At 44.8% G+C, this 19,046-nt stretch carries 16 protein-coding genes; 15 read left to right on the top strand and 1 reads right to left on the bottom strand.

The features are described 5' to 3' along the window. Positions 1-7 precede the first annotated feature (7 nt). Positions 8-853, bottom strand: a complete 846-nt coding sequence (locus tag R7040_RS02580) for a DNA ligase (RefSeq protein ID WP_053307085.1) — start codon at positions 851-853, stop codon at positions 8-10. A 423-nt stretch (positions 854-1,276) separates the two neighbouring features. Here R7040_RS02580 and R7040_RS02575 point away from each other — a divergent pair, with 423 nt between their 5' ends. From R7040_RS02575 to R7040_RS02505, 15 genes are all read left to right on the top strand, one after another. After that, on the top strand, positions 1,277-1,597 hold the full coding sequence (locus R7040_RS02575) for an STAS domain-containing protein (protein ID WP_017634929.1): 321 nt from the start codon (positions 1,277-1,279) through the stop codon (positions 1,595-1,597). 26 nt (positions 1,598-1,623) lie between these two features. Next, positions 1,624-2,490 carry an OmpA family protein gene (locus R7040_RS02570; protein WP_017634930.1) on the top strand — a complete coding sequence of 289 codons (867 nt, stop codon included), beginning with the start codon at positions 1,624-1,626 and terminating at the stop codon, positions 2,488-2,490. Beyond that, on the top strand, positions 2,487-4,589 hold the full coding sequence (locus R7040_RS02565) for an SLBB domain-containing protein (protein WP_064353904.1): 2,103 nt from the start codon (positions 2,487-2,489) through the stop codon (positions 4,587-4,589). Before R7040_RS02570 ends, R7040_RS02565 begins: the two co-directional genes overlap by 4 nt. Next, complete coding sequence (locus R7040_RS02560; protein ID WP_033905258.1) at positions 4,589-5,275, top strand: AAA family ATPase; 687 nt, start codon at positions 4,589-4,591, stop codon at positions 5,273-5,275. Before R7040_RS02565 ends, R7040_RS02560 begins: the two co-directional genes overlap by 1 nt. A gap of 11 nt (positions 5,276-5,286) precedes the next feature. After that, complete coding sequence (locus R7040_RS02555) at positions 5,287-5,667, top strand: Hpt domain-containing protein (RefSeq protein ID WP_005377636.1); 381 nt, start codon at positions 5,287-5,289, stop codon at positions 5,665-5,667. Between the two features lie 308 nt (positions 5,668-5,975). Then, the gene (locus R7040_RS02550) at positions 5,976-7,502 is read left to right on the top strand and encodes a sigma-54-dependent transcriptional regulator (protein WP_031778967.1); all 1,527 of its coding nucleotides are present in this window, start codon (positions 5,976-5,978) and stop codon (positions 7,500-7,502) included. After that, the gene (locus R7040_RS02545) at positions 7,477-8,547 is read left to right on the top strand and encodes a glycosyltransferase family 4 protein (protein WP_064353903.1); all 1,071 of its coding nucleotides are present in this window, start codon (positions 7,477-7,479) and stop codon (positions 8,545-8,547) included. Before R7040_RS02550 ends, R7040_RS02545 begins: the two co-directional genes overlap by 26 nt. A gap of 144 nt (positions 8,548-8,691) precedes the next feature. Further along, entirely contained in the window at positions 8,692-9,876 is a 1,185-nt protein-coding gene (locus R7040_RS02540) for a glycosyltransferase (protein WP_318095342.1), read from the top strand. Positions 9,877-9,887: 11 nt separating this feature from the next. Next, positions 9,888-11,060, top strand: coding sequence for a glycosyltransferase (locus R7040_RS02535; protein WP_054730237.1), 1,173 nt, complete (start codon positions 9,888-9,890; stop codon positions 11,058-11,060). Next, on the top strand, positions 11,053-12,483 hold the full coding sequence (locus tag R7040_RS02530) for a lipopolysaccharide biosynthesis protein (RefSeq protein ID WP_213906447.1): 1,431 nt from the start codon (positions 11,053-11,055) through the stop codon (positions 12,481-12,483). The genes R7040_RS02535 and R7040_RS02530 overlap by 8 nt, the downstream gene beginning before the upstream one ends. After that, positions 12,480-13,844, top strand: a complete 1,365-nt coding sequence (locus tag R7040_RS02525; protein WP_318095341.1) for an O-antigen ligase family protein — start codon at positions 12,480-12,482, stop codon at positions 13,842-13,844. The genes R7040_RS02530 and R7040_RS02525 overlap by 4 nt, the downstream gene beginning before the upstream one ends. Positions 13,845-13,959: 115 nt before the next feature. Further along, positions 13,960-15,084, top strand: a complete 1,125-nt coding sequence (locus R7040_RS02520; protein WP_054730653.1) for a glycosyltransferase — start codon at positions 13,960-13,962, stop codon at positions 15,082-15,084. Continuing rightward, positions 15,081-16,514: a GumC family protein gene (locus R7040_RS02515; RefSeq protein ID WP_005377649.1), complete on the top strand. Its 1,434-nt coding sequence runs from the start codon at positions 15,081-15,083 to the stop codon at positions 16,512-16,514. The genes R7040_RS02520 and R7040_RS02515 overlap by 4 nt, the downstream gene beginning before the upstream one ends. 221 nt (positions 16,515-16,735) lie before the next feature. Beyond that, complete coding sequence (locus R7040_RS02510) at positions 16,736-17,854, top strand: glycosyltransferase (protein WP_054730656.1); 1,119 nt, start codon at positions 16,736-16,738, stop codon at positions 17,852-17,854. Then, complete coding sequence (locus R7040_RS02505) at positions 17,847-19,037, top strand: glycosyltransferase family 2 protein (RefSeq protein WP_064353899.1); 1,191 nt, start codon at positions 17,847-17,849, stop codon at positions 19,035-19,037. The genes R7040_RS02510 and R7040_RS02505 overlap by 8 nt, the downstream gene beginning before the upstream one ends. Positions 19,038-19,046: the final 9 nt, after the last annotated feature.

Below are 19,046 nucleotides of genomic sequence, written 5' to 3'. Positions count from 1 at the left end.
GAGCGTTCTATTCCTTCAACCTTTCACGCAAGAATCGAGCAAAACGTGGTTTACCAGTATGTGTAAAACCGTTATATCTAAATGTAATGGTTGAACCAATTTTCGGAGGCTGGCGACGCACTTCATCGGTAAATCCGCTACCGATGTAAAACTCAATGCCATTTGGTAAGCGAACTAACATTGCTCCCATCATACCTAATAAGCGCCCTGTTCCTGGCTTATAACCCACAACTAACGCTTCATCATCTGCGTATCGTTTAAGTTTAAGCAAATCACTACCGCGTCCAGCCTGATAGCGGCTTGATACCTTCCGCAACATCACCCCTTCACCGTCGGATATTGAAATTTTATCCAACTGTGTAAACAGATGAGCTTCATTTTGAATGGCTCGGTGCTCGACATATTTGATATGAGGCTGGTCGACTTCAAGCACTAAATCTTTGATGTTGTAATAACGCTTCCGATAATCACCAGCGGAATATGGCATATCAAAGATCATAAAGTCGATGTGTCGCCAAGCAGACTCTACAGGAGTTTTATCTAATACCGTTTGCTGAACAAGATGGAAGTTACCTCTCCCAGCCCAAAGTTCACCGTCCAACGGATAATCAGGCAAAGGTCCTGTAAACCAATCTGGGGCGTAGATTCGATTACCATTTCTCGTCACGAGATGTTGCCCAGTCCAATAAGCGCGAACACCATCAAGTTTTTCGCTATACCAATATTCAGACACATCAATGCCATCCTGATAGCTTTGTGCAAGAGAAACTGGTGGTGCGAAAGACGTATCCGCTTGAGGCTGTGAAGACGCTGCCATAACAGCCAGCGCAATTAATGTCATTTTTAATGGCATAAGAAGACCTTGTACAAAAAATCGCCTTTATTGAAACGTAAGTCCTCTCGATGACCTATTTATTACTAGTTATTCTTCGACTCATAACAATCAACATTAGTAATAATTTGCAAAGATAATCATAAACTTTAGACAGGTTTTGCATTTAGTCGTTACACATTATTCTCGTATGGCGGATGGTTCGTCAATCGAGTTGGAATCTAATCATGACGTGCCTCCCCCGGTCTAACGACTTCTTTCGGCTCAAAACCTCTTATAAGCAAACCATTTCTCTGTGCGTTTTTGATTCTCAATTTGAGAATCAGTCCTTTCTCAAATTGAACAATATAATTAACAATATTTAACTGTTTGATTTTTCATTAATTTCAAATTGGCACGTTACCTGCTCTATATCCAATTAGAAAAACAAACGGAGACAGAGTCATGGAATTACGCAAACTAGAAATCAATCAAGACAAGTTAGCCATTGAGTTTTTTGGTGACTTAGACGCAAGTGGCTGTCGACAAGCACAACATCACATTGATGAAGTAATTCACAACAATCATCACAAAGAAGTCGAAATTAACCTACAGCACGTCCAATTTCTTGATTCTTCAGGGATTGGTGCCATTGTTTACTTATATAAGCGTCTAGTTGAACGTGAAAGAAGCATGAGTATTGAAAACGTATCAGGCCAACCTTTAGAAATCATGAGCTTGCTTCGTATCAACCATGCCATTCCCGTTAACTCAAAAGGACACTAAAAATACCGGTTTAAACGGAGGTTGGCATGGTAAATCTTTTACGACGATATGCAGTAAGCGGTCTTGTTGTCGGCATGTTTGGTTGTTCGTCGTTTGACTACCCAGAACACGGGAAAGGTGGCTTGGCGGAAAGCTATCAAGATATCTCGATCGAGAATTATCAGTTTTCCCCAGTAATGCCTGACGAGCCTTTAGGTCCAGAACATGGGTTAAGGTTTGATTGGCAATTGACCAAGTTACATCTAGACGCACTAATCCAAGAGGGCGCGCGCTGGTGTTTTCCTGCGGCAGTTGTTCAGGCCCTTGAAAAACAAAATAGAATTGCGCGCGAGTTAGAAGGTGGGCTTTTACTCGACGCTGCCAACGACCTTGTGATTCAGCGTCGACGCTTAAACCAGCTCGAACAACAACTCGACTACGTACTGAGCCAAACAACTTGCACACCGCCCGATGATATTGAAGCACTACGTAGCGACCTAAACATAGTCTCGGATATCTATGCACTACTTAATATCGACAACCAGTTTGCTGTCGATTCAGCAGAAATCAACCCGAAGTACATGGGACATTTGGCAGAAGCAGCCTACATTTTACGTGACCACCCCAACCTATCTCTTGTAGTAACGGGGCATGCGGATGCAACTGGAACACCCGATTACAACCAGAAACTTGCTCAAGCGCGTGCGGAACAAGTAAAGCGTTACCTAACCGTATTTGGTATCACTTCAGAGAGAGTCACTACCAAATCTGTCGGAGATAACCTGCCACTCTATGAAGGTGAAACATCCGCCGTGCGTTTAACTAATCGTCGAGTAAGCATCGAGGTTATTAGCCCTAATTCAGATAGCGATACCTCAATAAACCGCAACCCAACGGCAGGAGGCGCGCTATGAACACGATGAAACCATTTATCCTCTTAATGTTGTTGTGCCTGGTCGCGTGGGTACCTTCTTCCATAGCGGATGAGAGCAATACTGTTAAGGTCGGTGATTTAATACAGATTAACTTACCTGGAGAGGCGTCGTTAAACCAAGGGTTTCAGGTTGATCGTCGTGGACGAATTAATTTACCAGAAGTCGGCCCTGTATTAGTGGCCGGCTACAATGAACAACAACTCCAAGACGTGATTATCGACAGGCTAAAGACCGTGTATCGTGACGTTAACAACGCTCGAGTTTTTATTAAACAGCAACAGTTGTTAGTGTCCGTTCAAGGCTACGTGGTCAAACCCGGTGAATATACCTTACCTTCTGGGTCCAACATTCAAATGTTTGTGTACGAAGCTGGAGGCCTGCGCGCAGGGGCTCAGCTTGATAAAATGATCGTGAAACGTGGAAATAAAAACATTGAATTTGACTACAAACGCTTCCTTGATACGGGGGACAATAGCCAGCTGCCAAAACTAGAATCACTGGATGTCTTATTTGTCCCCGCTTCCCCACTCGTAGGGAATATTGAGCAAGAGTTTGATGCAGCAAAACTCGCGAATTCAGGTGACAGCGCAGATTCCGCTCGTGCAATCAAAGTCTTTGGTGAAGTCAACGCACCTGGCTCGTTCTCATACAAGCCAAACACCACGCTAGTTGATGTCGTAATGCGAGCTGGCGGCGTGACACGATATGCCAGTGTTGAGCAAATTCGCGTGATAACAAACAATAACCCAACCATGTTTAACCTGAAAAAGTACCTTGATACTGGAGACCAAAGCCTACTGCCGGAGATCCTGCCAGGTGCAACCATCTTTGTCCCAAAACAGGAAGAAGAAATCAAAGCAGGTGCAAATGTGGTTTACGTGATGGGTGAAGTCGCCCATCCTGGGGCATACGAAGGCAAGCAAGGCGCTAGCTTCATGGATATCCTCGCCAACGCTGGCGGGCCCACTCGCTACGCAGAATCTCGCCAAATTCGCGTTATAAAAGCCGATGGCAAAGTCATCAAATTCGATCTTACCGCGCATACAGAAGGACTATCTTCAGCCAGACCACCAAATGTTGGACCAGGAGATGCGATTTTCGTGCCGGAGAAAACCGATTTCAATGAGAAGTCTTGGTTAAAAGTAGCACCTAGTAGAGCGGTCGCAGTGATGGGAGAAGTTGTTCGCCCTGGACGCATCGAGTGGTCAGACGAAATGGATTTGATTGATCTGCTTGCACACGTTGGTGGCCCAACTCGACGAGCTGATACCACCAAAATTGAAGTCGCCAATAACGGTCAAATGACACAATTTGACTTAGACCAATACATTCTGGATGGCTCACCAACATCAAGCCTACCTCGAGTTTCCGCTGGTACAGTCGTAAGGGTACATGCATTGCCTGACGACCCATCCGATAATAAATCGCAATGGGTAAGCCAAAGCTCTGACGCATCGATATACGTTTTCGGGCAAATCAATGCACCTGGGCGCTATCGTTTCACTGAAGATATGCATTTTCTGGATATTTTGTCTGCCGCCGATGGACCGACAATGGATGCAGATATTCACAACATTCGTGTCACACACCGAGGCCTAGGTTATGCCAAAGTGAGTAAATTGAATTTATCGATGTACTTTGAAACAGGTGATGAATCAATTCTGCCCCACGTTCGTCCTGGTGATACCATTTACATTCCAGAAAAAAACAAAAACTGGTTAGATCGTTCAAAAGAGTCCACGGTACGCGTATTAGGTGAAGTAAGAGACCCAGGGCGATACGTATTCAATGACAACATGACTGTGCTTGATCTGTTAGCGGAAGCAGGAGGACCAACTGACAATGCCTACCTTGAAAAGATCAGTGTGGTCAATATGTCTTGCTGCCAGGGCCAAGCCCGAACATTTGATTTGGTGAACTTTAGTAAAACAGCCAACATTTATGAGCTGCCAGTCATTCGCGCAGGCGACACGATTTACATTCCCCATAAAGACGAAAGCTTTGTTGAAAAAGCGAGGGCCGGATTAAGAGATATTTTACAAATCACCACAACCATCGTGTTAATAGGAGCGTTGTAATGACTATTCCTGCAACTCACGCTGAGATTGAGCAAATTTATCTTCAGAGTGAACAGAAAGGCCACAAAACGATTTGTGTTGTGGGTTGTAAATCTGAAGATGGTGTCACTTCCGTGGCGTCATCTCTTGCAGAGCGCTTGGTTTTAGCAGGCCACAATACTTTGTATGTAGACCTTAACTTATTCAAACCCGCTTATCACACTGTTCACGACTTTGATGATGACGAGAAGGTTGGCCATTTGATCACACGAGAGAATACACATCAAACTTTAGTCGGCCTCCCTGCTCCATCTCTCGCCAGCACTCAGTTAGCGTACCGAGACCCAACAATGCTGAAACGAAACATTGCACAATGGTTAACGCAGTACGAGCGCGTCGTGATAGATACATCACCACTTCTCAGTGTCAACCGAAGCAATATTGCGCCTCAAGTGATTGCTGGCGTATGTGATGCTACTTTGTTAGTAGCGCATTATGGTTCTACGACTGCAACCCAGCTCGAGCAAGCCAAAAAGCTACTCGATGCTAGCGATGCGAACTTGATTGGTTCTGTCTTGAACATGAAGCATACACCAAGCCTGAAAGATGAGTTAATCCGCCAAGTTTCCAAGCTGCGTTTCTTACCAAAAAAGTGGAAAGAAAAACTGTCTCAGCAAATTAAAAAAAGCGAACTGTTTATGTTATAGGGAGCGCTATTATGACGATAAATAACACATTGACTATCGAGCAAGAATTAGTGGATGAGCATATTCTTCAGCAAATGATCAAAGATACGTGCGCCGAAATCATCCCTACCTTGATTGATCACTATGTCGAAGAGTCACGCGATCGCATGGAGAAAATAGAGCAAGCATTAAGCACAAAAGACCTTCAAACATTAGAGTTCGAGGTTCACACACTGGGCAGTTCTGCTCTCGCTCTAGGCAATCGAACGCTTTCAAGACAAGCAAGAATGATTGAGAAGTACTGTGTCGAAGGAAAAATACCAAAAGCATTGGAGCTTTGTGAAACACTTCCTCAACTCGCCAATGAATCGTTTGATGCGTTAGAAAAGCGAAAAGCTCAAGGGTTTGAGTAGTATCAGTGTCTTACTCCCTAGCGAAGCATCGCGTTTGATAAAGCGCGATGCCTACATCATCTCAGAAATTTAGGCTCCAAATTCAGTCACCCTCGCCAAGCCACACACCTTGAAGTTATTTGGGCATAACTTAATCAATTAAAAAGTATGGATTTTTCGCAAATTTCCTACCTTGTGCTAATACTTAAATAACGCTTTTCTCAAATTGAGAATTTTCAGCACTAGAGAGCAATAAACCACTCATAACGCCAAATAGTAGTGCTGACAAAAATCATAAAAAATGAAACAAACTACGTTGGGATGGGACTATGAGACCAAGGGTGTTACTGGTAGAGGACTCTACTTCACTAGCCATACTTTATAAGCAGTATGTGAAAGACGAACCTTATGACATTTTTCATGTCGAGACAGGTCGCGAAGCGATTCAATTTATTGAAAGAAGCAAACCTCAGCTCATCATTCTCGATTTGAAACTGCCCGACATGTCTGGCGAAGACGTGCTGGATTGGATCAACCAGAATGACATTCCTACGTCCGTTATTATTGCTACGGCACACGGCAGCGTCGACTTAGCCGTTAATCTAATTCAAAAAGGTGCGGAAGATTTCTTAGAAAAGCCCATAAACGCTGATCGCCTAAAAACGTCAGTTGCATTGCACCTTAAACGCGCCAAATTGGAAGATTTGGTGGAAAATATTCAGTCCAAGTTTGATCGCCACAACTATCACGGATTCATCGGTTCAAGCCTCCCGATGCAGGCGGTATACAAGACCATTGATGCTGTTGCGCCAACTTCTGCCAGTGTGTTTATTGTGGGAGAAAGCGGCACAGGTAAAGAAGTTTGTGCTGAAGCCGTCCACCGCCAGAGCGACCGTAAAGACAAGCCTTTTATTGCAATTAACTGTGGGGCTATTCCACGAGATTTGATGGAAAGTGAGATTTTTGGTCACGTTAAAGGGGCCTTTACTGGAGCAACAACAGATCGAAAAGGTGCGGCGACGCTGGCACATGGTGGTACGCTTTTTCTTGATGAGCTGTGTGAAATGGAACTTGAGATGCAAAAGAAGTTGCTCCGTTTTCTACAAACGGGCACTTACACCCCTCTTGGTGGCACTCGAGAAATGAAAGTAGATGTGAGAATCATTTGTGCCACTAACCGAGATCCATTAACAGAAGTAGAAGAAGGTCGTTTTCGTGAAGACTTATACTACCGTGTGCACGTTATACCTATCGATATGCCCCCATTACGTGAACGAGGAAGTGACATCGTCACGCTTGCCAAGCACTTCTTGACCACTTACGCCAAACAGGACAAAAAGAAATTCTCAACAATCGACAGCGAAGCTCAACATATCATCAAGCATTACGAATGGCCGGGTAATGTAAGGCAACTACAAAACATCATACGTAACATTGTGGTGCTTAATAACGACGAAAAAGTCACGGTGAGCCACCTACCCGCTCAACTTACTAAAAAGTCTAAAGTGACGAAAACAACGACGCCTGCGCATGTTGCTCAAGAGTCAGCAAACATTGCACCAATCACACCACCACCTGTTTATACTGAGGAACCTTCACCTTCTGCGGTCGAACCGTCGATTACCGCAGCGGAGCTGCCTGGTACACCGTCCTCTGCTGCTACCTCACCGTACTTTAACGCTGATGGAACCATTCGTCCTATGTGGCAAGTAGAGCGTGAAGCAATTCAAAACGCAATCGCGTACTGTGATGGCAACGTCCTCAACGCCGCTGTCATGCTGGAGTTAAGCCCATCTACGGTTTACCGAAAAAAACAAGCGTGGGAAGCGGATGAAATTAATCTCGAACAATCTTGATAAACCTGCCATTGGTGAAATTTGGATCTTGCTTGATAGCCGTCTATTCGGTGGCATTGAAAGTCACGTTATCGAGCTAGCTCGGGGATTAATCGCCTTTGGACACAAAGCTCGAGTTGTGCTAACCACTGAGTATTCGCCAGCCGCTCAGATTGTACAGAAGGCAAAAGAAGCCGCGATCCCTGTGAGTTACTTAAACTATTTGTCTGGCGAGCCCAATAAAGCTTTAAAAATTAAACACCTAACAAGCGCCGTCGCCAATCACCAACCCTCAGTGGTTCACTCCCATGGTTATAAAGCGTCGATTTTGTCGCGCTGCGCCAAACTGCTCACCCGTACGTTTCCTCGTTTGATTTCAACTTATCATGCTGGTGAATCGTCCTCAGGGAAACTATGGCTATACGATTGGCTTGATAGAAGCTCCGGCAGCCTATCTGACCATTGCTTTGCTGTCAGTCCAAGTATTCAGCGCAAAGTTTTTTGTTCTTCAGAACTGCTGAATAACTTTGTTTCGATTCCCAACAGTCAACTCAACTATCAGGAGATCGCTTTTGTCGGCCGATTGAGTCAGGAAAAAGGCGCCGATCAATTTATTGAGGTAGCGAGGCTCTGTCCAACATTACAGTTTAGTGTGTACGGTGATGGCCCGGAAAAAGAGTCGCTTAATCAAACTGCCCCTTCAAATGTGACTTTCTTCGGCCATCAAACCGATATGGAAGGTGTTTGGGAAAATATCAGTGTACTTATCATTTCTTCTCGTTATGAGGGTCTTCCAATGGCGGCGCTTGAAGCCATGTCGAGAGGCATTGCCGTGATGAGCTTACGTGTAGGTCGTCTTCCAGATATTATCCAAACGGGTAAAAATGGTTTTATCGTCGAAGACATTCCCTCTCTTGCTAAATGTCTTCATGACTGGATGTCGATTGGTGAAGCGCAACAATCACTCATTCGCCAGAATGCTCGACAAACCATCATTGATGATTTCTCAGCGCAAAGTGTGATTCCCGTATTGCTACAAAAATATCAAATTGAAACGGATCACTAATCCATATTGGTTCTCAATATGAGAATGATGAGTTCCAAACATAAATATCATATAAGATTCAATCACATAAACTAATAGCATATTTTGGCATCTCTATTGCAGCTCAGCAGTTAACGCAGATTAATGATGAGACAGAGGTGACTTATGACTACGCCAAAACGCATTCTATATGTTCATTATGGTGATAATTGGATTCGCGGCAGTGAAGTGGTGCTTCTGGATCTCATTTCAGGAATCGACCGCAATAAGTTTGAGCCATTCGTATGGTCAAACTGCCAACCATTAATCGATAAGTGCCATTCGCTCGGAATTGAAGCGGAACATTCATCCTTCAATTTGGTTGGTGGTTGGAGCGCTCCACGCTGGGATATTAGCGGGTGGAATAGCCTTATCAAACAAGGCTCAGCTTTGATCGAAAAGCACAGCATCGACTTGGTAAACGTCAATAGCGGCGGCCCTTGTCAATGGATGTGTTTGGCTGCTCGCATGAATCATATACCACTTGTCACGCAACTTCATTGCCATTATACATTGCGCGATCGCTTCTCTCTCGGACTTCACCTCTCTCCAAAATTGATTTGCGTTAGCAAAGATGTTGGACGCGAAATTCTTCAGGACGGCTACCCGCAAAACCAACTTCATGTCGTACACAACGGCGTGTCACTTCAAGGCGTGGATACACCCATCGACATTAAAGATCGACTCGGAATCCCATCACAGGCCTTTACCTTTCTGTCGGTGGGTTCGCTGATTAAGCGCAAAGGGTTCGACCGCCTTATTCGCGCAATGCGCATGCACAACTACCACCACCACAACCCTCACCTTGTTATTGTTGGTGACGGCGAAGAAAGAGAAGCATTGCAACAGCTTGCCGCGGATCTTGGTATCCAAGAGCGAGTGCACTTTGTCGGGGAGCAACACAATGCCGGAGAGTGGATGTGTGGTAATGCAGACGCTTTTATTAGCGGCGCCTATGAAGAGGCCTTTGGTCTCGTGCTCGGGGAAGCGGCTTTAGCTCAACTGCCTATCGTGGCTCCTAAAACGGGAGGCATTCCTGAGTTGTTCGAGCATAATCACTCTGCATTGCTGTACCAGAACAGTGGAATGGCGAGCCTGTTAAACGCGATTCAACAAGTCATGCAAGACGCGGCATTAAGAAACAAGCTGGCGGAAAACGCTTACCTACATGCTAGCCAGAACTTAACGACGACTGCATCTATCAACGCTATTGAACGTATTTACGAAGGTGAACTTAATAACAACGCCATTACACCAATGCCAATGACTCACTGCATGAAGCCTCTTTCACGCTGGTTGAGCATCAATTGAGGAGCCCGGTCATGAAACGTGTATTGATGTTCGACGCCATCCCAATGCAAGGTGGATCCAAAATCGCGAATGCAGAGCTCCTTAAGCAGTGCGATAAGCTGAACGTGATTGGTTATCTACTCACTACAAATCCAGAGCATTGGGCGTCACTGCTTAGTGATACACCGCGTGTGCAAGTTATAAAAATAAAACCATCACCATTTAACTCGACTCATGGACTGACCTACTGGTTGATGAACGCTTACTACTTTCTCCAACTTCTCTACGCGTGCATGAAGCTGCCAAAAATAGATAGCTTTTTGGGCCTATCTTGCCCAAGTAATGATATGCCTTTGTACTTACTACGATTAATTAGCAAAAAGCCTGTGGTACAGATGGTTCATGGTCCTATTGGACGATCGAGATCTGCTGGCTACTGCTTAGTAAAAGCATCGGCAATTTACTACTTGGCAAACACCCGCGAATCAATGGTAGAAGCATTACAGGCCTACCTCAAAACAGAGAAGCCAGCCACCGAAAGCTATTGGTGTGGTTTGAATACATCTACGTTTGTTAATGGATTATCGAAAGATCGCTGGCCAAAACAAGCGAATCCGATTTCAAGCCGCGTTTTCTGGGCAGCTAGCTTACTAAAATGGAAGAACATCGATCTTTTGCTTGATGCTTTAACACTTGATGAGTCGAAAAAGATCAAATCCACCGTGTGTTACATCAAACCTAATGTGGCAGGTGTGGAATATTCAACACCGGACTTCAACAGACAAGGTGTTGAATGGCATGAGTGCCCAAACAACTTAGATGAATTGCGTTCACAGTGTGGTGTGTTTGTTTCCACCAGTCTCAACGAACCTTTTGGGTTATCTATTTTGGAAGCTCTCGCTGCAGGTATGTGTGTCGTCATTCCACATGATGATAGTTATTGGGACCGCGTGTTAACTCACGGCCGAAATTGTATTAAATACACGCCTAACAATGTGGCTTCGTTACACAACGCAATTCGCCTTTTGAATGAATCGCCGTGGATGAAAGTAACGATGGGTATCGAAGCACTTAATGTTTCTCAACTATACACAGCCGAACGTTGTTATTTGCCAATCGCCCAGCACCTTGCTGCCGAAATTGCTACCAACAATGATTGCACACTCAAGACACCGCGAGACATCAAAGGATATGATCATGTCTAAAGCAATGACCAACATGACGCTATTTGCTATCGCCTTAGTGATCAATAAAAGCATCAGCCTGATCATGCTGCCTGTATTGCCCCACTTTCTCTCACCAGAACAAATGGGCAAGCTTGAGCTTCTAACAACCTTTGGTGTTGTTACGACCTTGTTTGTCAGTTTCGCTTTGCATGAAGCGCTTTATCGATTCGTCGGCGTTGAAAAGGATCAAAATACGCGCACAAGCCTACTAAACCAGCTGTACTCACTTGCTTTACTCATCGCTGGCGTCGTCGCTCTTAGCTTGCTCACTATCATTTTAATCGCCCCCATTCCCGCGCCTTTTACGCGAGTCGAATTTGCTATTGTTATGTTTGCCATCGTTCTAGAAGGCAGTATTGCAATCGGCACTGCCTGGTTAAGAACACAAGACGACAAAGCAAGAACACTGCTTAACGTCATGGTCACTACCACCATTTTTCAGGTCATTTTTATCGTCGCGGCGCTGTCTGTTCATCCCCATGTTATTTCTGTTTTGTGGGGGGGCTTGTTGGCTGCTATTACTCAATTTGTTTGGCTGCACATCGTTAACCGTTACAATGTCACCCTTCCTAAGCTGACATTGGCAAAACAATACCTAAACTACTGCCTACCAATGATGATGGCCGGTTTAGTAGCATTTTGTCTCAATGGCGCTGAACGCTGGTTCATTGGTGCCAACACTTCTCTTGCGACGTTAGGGATTTACGCGATAGCGGTAAAATTTGCAGTGGGCATGTGTATTTTAGTGCAGCCGTTTGGCATGTGGTGGATGCCACGTCGATTTAACTACTTAGAAGGGCGCAAGTGCACTGAAGCAGTGCGCATCACACACTTAGGTATGATTTACATTACAGGTTTGAGTGTAGTGGTCGGCACATTAGCAATGGTGATGATCACCTACTTACTGCCAGAAACCTATCATGAGGCGGTACTATTCAGCTTATTCTTGCTACCTATCGCCATGTTAAAAGAATGGAGTGAGTTGATTAACATCTCCATTTTGTACAAGCGTCGTACTCGCTGGCTACTGGGTATAAATGTCGTCTCTGCGTGCGTTGCGATTGCTTTGCTGTTTGGCTTATCTTCTCTGGGTATTTATGGGGTGTTCATTGCGCTTTATTACGCACAACTGTGTAAGTTGGGCCTGACTTATGTAGTAGGCCAACAATGTATGACGTTGCCTTTTCACCTCAGTCTGATGGTTTTATTACAGATTATATCCGGTGTGGCACTGTTCCTGCTTCACTCTTCACAATCAATAGGAATCGCCATCGCAATTTGCATTTTGACATGCAGTTTGCTGGCAGGGATAGCCACTCGCTACATGAGTAAAGAGACGCTCAATGCTCTCACTCGATACATAGTGAAACGGCGTGGACAGGTGAAGAGATACTCGTTATGAATGAAACCACGGTGAGAACAAAACAGTCCATCGCAGCACTGACGATTACAGTCTGTATCGGCCTGCTTTGGATTGTTATGCCTCATCCCATTTTGATTGTTGCGTTGTGTTTCGCACCACTCGCGTTACTGTTTGTTCTCAATCAAACGTTTTGGCTTGTCACACTGTTCGTTATTTTTTCATTCTTTCGTATTCACGAAGCCTTTCCTGTTATCTATAACTTCAAGATCCCATTACTGTTATCATTGGGGGCACTCGCCGCACTCGCTTTTCACCTTCTTATAAGCCGCCAGATTACAGCTTTTTGGCACCCTTCATTAAAGTGGCTGTGTATATTTTGGGGTCTGGTGATCATCGGAATCATATTCGCTTCCAGTCGTGATATCGCAATAACGGTGTTCAAAAACACCTATTGGAAAATCATCATTATGACGTTGGCCATCACCTGGCTTATTACTAAACCTTCACAGCTCGCACAGATGTCAAAAGCAATTATTTTCGCCGGATTATTGATTGGCTTAGTGGCATTACAAAACGCTGCGAATGGCATTGATTTGGTTGAAGGGACGCGCGTGTCGATAGGACGATCCATAGGTTCAGTACTTGGCGATCCTAACGATTTGGCACTAGTGCTGATGTTTCCCCTTGCCTTTACCGTTAGTCAATTGATGGAGAAGCATTCCCCCAAGCATCTCAGGCTCTTTGCCCTTATCACCTGTTTGGTTTTGTTCTTTGCGATCATTGAGACGCAGAGCCGCGGGGGGTTACTAGGTTCACTGTCTGTATTTGCCTACTTTGCTTTTAAACACATCAAAAGCAAAACATTAGTCTTGGTATTAGGCGCTATCGCAGCGATCGTACTCTACGCATTCGCTGGTATTTCAGGACGAGAATCGGGGGGAGCCGCTGAGGATGGTATAGATGCCTCTGCGATGGGGCGACTTTATGCGTGGGAAGCGGCATTTAAAATGGCGCTGCATCACCCGTTGACTGGCGTAGGTCTAGATAACTTCTACTTTAATTACTATTTCTACAGCCCACACTGGGATGGTATCAACCACGCCGTCCATAGCACTTGGTTTGGCGTGTTAGCAGAAACGGGTTTTGTCGGGCTCGCGGTGTTCATTACTTTAATTGTGTCATTGATCCGCACCTCTTTGCATTCCATCTCATTGTTGACACCAAAATCAGATTACACCCTCTCTGTAGGAGCAAACGCCGTGTTAAGTGGGCTTATCGGTACCATCGTATCAGGCACTTTTCTGACTCAAGGTTTCACCTGGCCAATTTACATTCTAGCGGCATTAACAGTTGTCGTTAGCCGAATTGTTCAAAGTGACTGTCAAAATGAGAAATCCTAGTTTCAAACATAAACAAAACCCATAACTCACTGTTTTAAAATGGCTAATTCCTTGGCACGCATTGTGATTACTCACTTAATTAGTAATCAAATAACCAAGACTCAAGGAGAGCCACATGACGGACATCGTAGTATTTGGAGAAGATTTTGGTGGGTTACCCTCTTCCACTCAGCATATTGTCAAGCGACTAGCAGCGAACCATCGCATCCTTTGGGTGAACTCCATTGGCCTTCGTCAACCTAAGCTGGATTCTAAAGACATACAGCGTGCGTTAAACAAACTCACTCGTGTATTTCATAACGTAGGCTCACACAAGCCAACATTGGACTCTGAAACAAACCCAAACATTCACATCATCAACTTGCTCACCATTCCTGCCCCTAATTCTGCATTAGCAAGAAAAGTGGCCGCTAAGATGATGAAACACCAACTCAACAAACAATTACAAGCTCTTGGTTTTGATAAGCCTGTATTTTGGACGTCGCTCCCGACTGCTGCCGATGTTTGTGCAGAAATGAACCCACGTGGACTGATTTACTATTGTGGCGATGACTTTAGCGCTTTAGCTGGTGTTGACCACGACACGGTAACAAAGCACGAACGTACTCTTGTTAATGCGGCCAACGTTATCTTTACGGCAAGCGAAACACTCTCCACCAAGTTTCCATCACATAAAACCGTCACTTTGCCTCATGGTGTCAACGTTAGTCTGTTTTCTGAGCCAGCACCGAAGGCCAAAGACTTGCCTGACAACGGCCGCAAAGTGCTGGGCTTTTATGGTAGTTTGTCTGAATGGTTAGACTACGACTTAATTGCCCAAGTCGCAGACCAAGCGCCTGACTGGGATCTCGTGTTCATCGGCCCCAACGAGTTCAGTGACAATCCACTTCCACAAAGAAGCAACATATACTACCTGGGCCCGAGAGCGCATCACACTCTGCCACGTTACTCTCAACACTGGGATGCCAGTTGGTTGCCCTTTGTTGATAACGCTCAAATCAAAGCGTGTAATCCGCTTAAACTTCTTGAGTACTTGGCAACAGGAACCCCCGTTATTAGCACGTCGTTTCCTGCATTAATGCCGTACAAGCATATGCTCCACATAGTTCAAAATGTCGAAGATGTATGCGCCAGTCTCGATCACCTGATCCCACCCCCGGCAAACTCAAAGCAATATGTTCAACAGCAAAGCTGGGAAGCAAGAGCCAACCAAGTTGATAAATTAGTGAGGGCGCTATGAACGATTTAAGAGAAAACCTCAGCGTACTGTTACATGGAGCTTGGAGACGTCGCTACATGATCGTTATTCCTATGCTTGTCTTGCCGGTGCTGGGTTTCATCGTAAGTAAACTGGTTCCGACGACTTATGTTGCTCATACCAGCATGCTTATTCAAGAGACAGCGAAAATGAACCCGTTCCTTCAAGACCTTGCCGTCTCAACAATGCTGAAAGACCGATTGAGCGCACTCAGTACTCTGCTAAAAAGCCGACACGTTTTGTATTCAGTCGCAAAAGAACAATCGTTGATCAATGACGAGATGAGTGCAAAAGAGCAAGAGTTCATCATAAAAGATCTCGCGTCGCGCCTGTCTGTTCAGCCACTCGGTAAAGACTTCATTCAAATTCAATTGCAAAGTGGTAAATCAGAAGGAATGGAGTCGATGCTGCTGTCTGTCAGAGAGCATTTTGTCGAACAGCTTTTGGCTCCTGAGCGTTCTTCGATTAAAGATTCGAGCCATTTTTTGACTATCCATATCAACAAACGCAGGGAAGAACTAGACAAGGCTGAACAAGCCTTTGCAGAATATAAAAATACTTACTCAGACGCGACGCCCGAAATGCAAGCTCAAAGCCTTACTCGCCTTGCTAGCCTCAAACAAACGTTAGCCGAAAAGGAGGCGGAGCTTGCTGGTGTTTCACGAAGTCTAGGCAGTTTGGATCAACAACTATCCAAAACGAACCCGGTTATCGGTAAACTGGAAGAGCAAATCATCGACATTCGTAGTGAACTTACCCTGCTTCGCGCTAAATACACAGAGGCGCATAGTTTAGTGCAAGGTAAGTTGCGAGAATTAAACCGGTTGGAGCAGGAACGCTCGGTACTCTTGAACTCTAAACAACCAGAACTAAACAGTGCTCAACTATGGGATATCGCGAGCAATACCACAGTAAACAGTCTTGGCGAAGCACAGCCTCTACTTGTCTCCCAACTACATCAATTACAAATGATGCGCGGACGTTTTGAAGCACTTACGGAAGAAACCAACAGCTTGCGAGACATGATCCAAGAATTAGAGCGAAATGCGCACCAATTTGGGAGCACAGCGACAGAAATCAACCGCTTAGCTCGTGACGTCGCAGTGAAGAGAGAAATGTATGATGAACTCGTCGAACGCTATGAGATGGCCCAACTAACGGGTTCTTTGGGAGAATTTGAAGAGAATAAGCGCGTAAAAATCATTGATGAACCGTTCACGCCAACGATCCCAACTAACTTACCTAGTTTTGTATTTGTCATTTTAGGATTTATTGGTGGCGCTGGTTTAGGCATTGGATTAGCGACGATACTAGAGTTAGCCGATAACTCTATCCGCTCTAAAAGAGCATTAGAAAAACACCTTGGTGTTCCTGTCATCACCACTTTACCTAACGTAGTGTACGGAAACTAACCGCCATAAGAACTCATTTACAAGCACTCGGTCGGCGAGTGCTTTTCTTTTACTACTGCCTTATACAGCCTCATAGCATGTCCACTAATATGAATCTCAAATTGAGAATAAACATAAAGTCTCATAAACATCAATATTAACCTATTGTTTTTAAATGATTAATTTTTTGGCACGCAGTCTGCAACTCCTAAATAAACAAAGAACTCAACGAGGGTTTGAAAATGGAATTCAGACAAAAACACAATAACACTAAGCACAGCAAAAAAGTGATATTACACGTCGTGCAACACTTAGCTCCTGGTGGTTTAGAAACGCTCGTACTAGAAATGCTTCGTTTTGCGCAGCCAAACCATTCCGTTTTTGTCGTGAGCTTAGAAGGAAGCAAAGAACATGCACTACAAGGCTGGCAAAAACTATTGCCCTACCAAGGCCAACTGCACTTTCTTAATAAGAAACCTGGATTCAGCGGAAAAACCATCAGTACGCTGACTTCCATGCTCAAAGGACTTAAGCCTGACGTGGTCCACACCCATCATATCGGCCCACTTCTGTATGGTGGTATTGCTGCACGTTTAGCGCACGTACCTGTAGTGATTCATACCGAGCACGACGCATGGCACCTTAATAACAAAAAATCAGCTCGACTACAGTCCCTTTTGCTAACGATGATTCGCCCGCAAGTAGTTGCGGATGCTAACTTTGTCGCCCATCAAATACAGACTAAGTTAAAGTATCGCAAAATTTGTACTATCCATAACGGGATTGACTGTCAGAAGTTTAAAAGCGGTGACCAAACGGCAACAAGACACTTGTTTGAACTTCCAACCGACAAAATCGTGATTGGCGTTGCCGGGCGTCTAGAAGCAGTTAAAGGCCATAAAGTGCTTATCGAAGCATTCTCTCATCTTACGCCAAACACACACCTAGCCATTGCTGGAGATGGTTCTCAGCGAGTTCAATTGGAAGCACAAGTTAGAACGTTAAAACTTGAAGATCGAGTAACCTTTTTAGGCTTGGTCGACGATATGCCCAGCTTTTACCAAAGCCTAGACTTGTTTTGCTTACCATCACTTCAAGAGGGATTTCCTCTCTCAACCCTCGAGGCTCAAGCATGTGACATTCCTTGCGTCGCGACGGATGTTGGCGGCGTGAAAGAGACGCTCTGTCCGAACAACAGCACACTGGTTGAAGCAAATCGCGTGTTTTCGTTGGCCGAAGCGTTATCACAGCAACTGGAATCATCACACCATTCTCCTCGAACTTTTATTCTCAAACACTTTGATATCAGAGACATGGTGAGTCGCTACTCACGTTTGGCCAAGGAGGCTAGTTATGAATGATTTACTTTGGATTATAGGGTTTGGTTTATCCGCGTTTTTGATTGTCTATCATCACGTTGGGTACCCACTGCTCCTTAAGTGGCTTCCTTTAAAACAGCAAGACGAAGCCAAAGCACCATTTGTAGAGCGAGCTTACAAAGCCTCCAAAACAGACAGCCAGCTACCCTCTATTACTGTCATCGTGCCCGCCTACAATGAAGAACAATGGATAGCAGAGAAGATCCGTAACCTTGCGAGCCTAGACTACCCGAGGGATAAATTAAGAGTAGTGATCGCATGTGATGGCTGCACAGATAACACAGCCGAGATTGCTCAAGCGACAATTCAAGAAGCAATCTGCTCTGATACTCTGTTCATTATTAATGATCACCAAGTCAATCGTGGTAAAGTTGCCCTACTCAACGAAGAAATGCGTCATGTTAGCTCGGACATTACCGCACTGAGTGACACGTCGGCATTGATTTCTTGCGATTCTCTATTGCTAGCTAGTCAGCATTATCAAAATGAGAACGTTGGAGTGGTTAACGCAACATATCAAATAATGAGCACTGATAACCAAGGTGAAGCGGCGTATTGGCAATACCAGTCTCGAGTAAAGCACCAAGAATCTTTGTTAGGTTCAACGATTGGTTCCCACGGTGCGTTTTACACTTTCAGAACTCACTTATTTGAACCACTGGAAGTTAGCACCATTAATGACGACTTTATTCTCCCTATGAGAATCGTTTTGCGAGGCTATAGCGCTATTTACGAGCCAAACATGCTGGCTCTTGAACTAGAACAGAGCTCAGACAACGCAGATTTCAAGCGGCGCCTAAGAATTTCAGCGGGTAACATGCAGCAGCTCATGCAATTAAAGAAATTACTGCTACCTCGTTATCGTGGCACTGCCTTTGCATTTCTATCGGGAAAGGTTCTGCGCTTAGCAACACCCTATTTGATGATTGTTTGCTTTATTTGCTCACTACTACTGGCACACAATCCGCTGTTTCAAGTAATGCTGTCCGCACAAGTTGGTATTTATAGCATCGCGCTTATCACTTACTTGATGCCAGCACTTAACACAATTAAACCTTTTAAGCTGATTAGCTACATCGTCATTGGTCATCTCGCCAACTTTATCGGCGGTATGAAGTATTTACTCGGAATGGAAAATGGACGTTGGAAACGCGTCAACCAATAAGGAAAGCAT

Source organism: Vibrio sp. 1069, from assembly GCF_033340555.1.
This window is presented reverse-complemented; position numbering and strand designations above follow the sequence as displayed.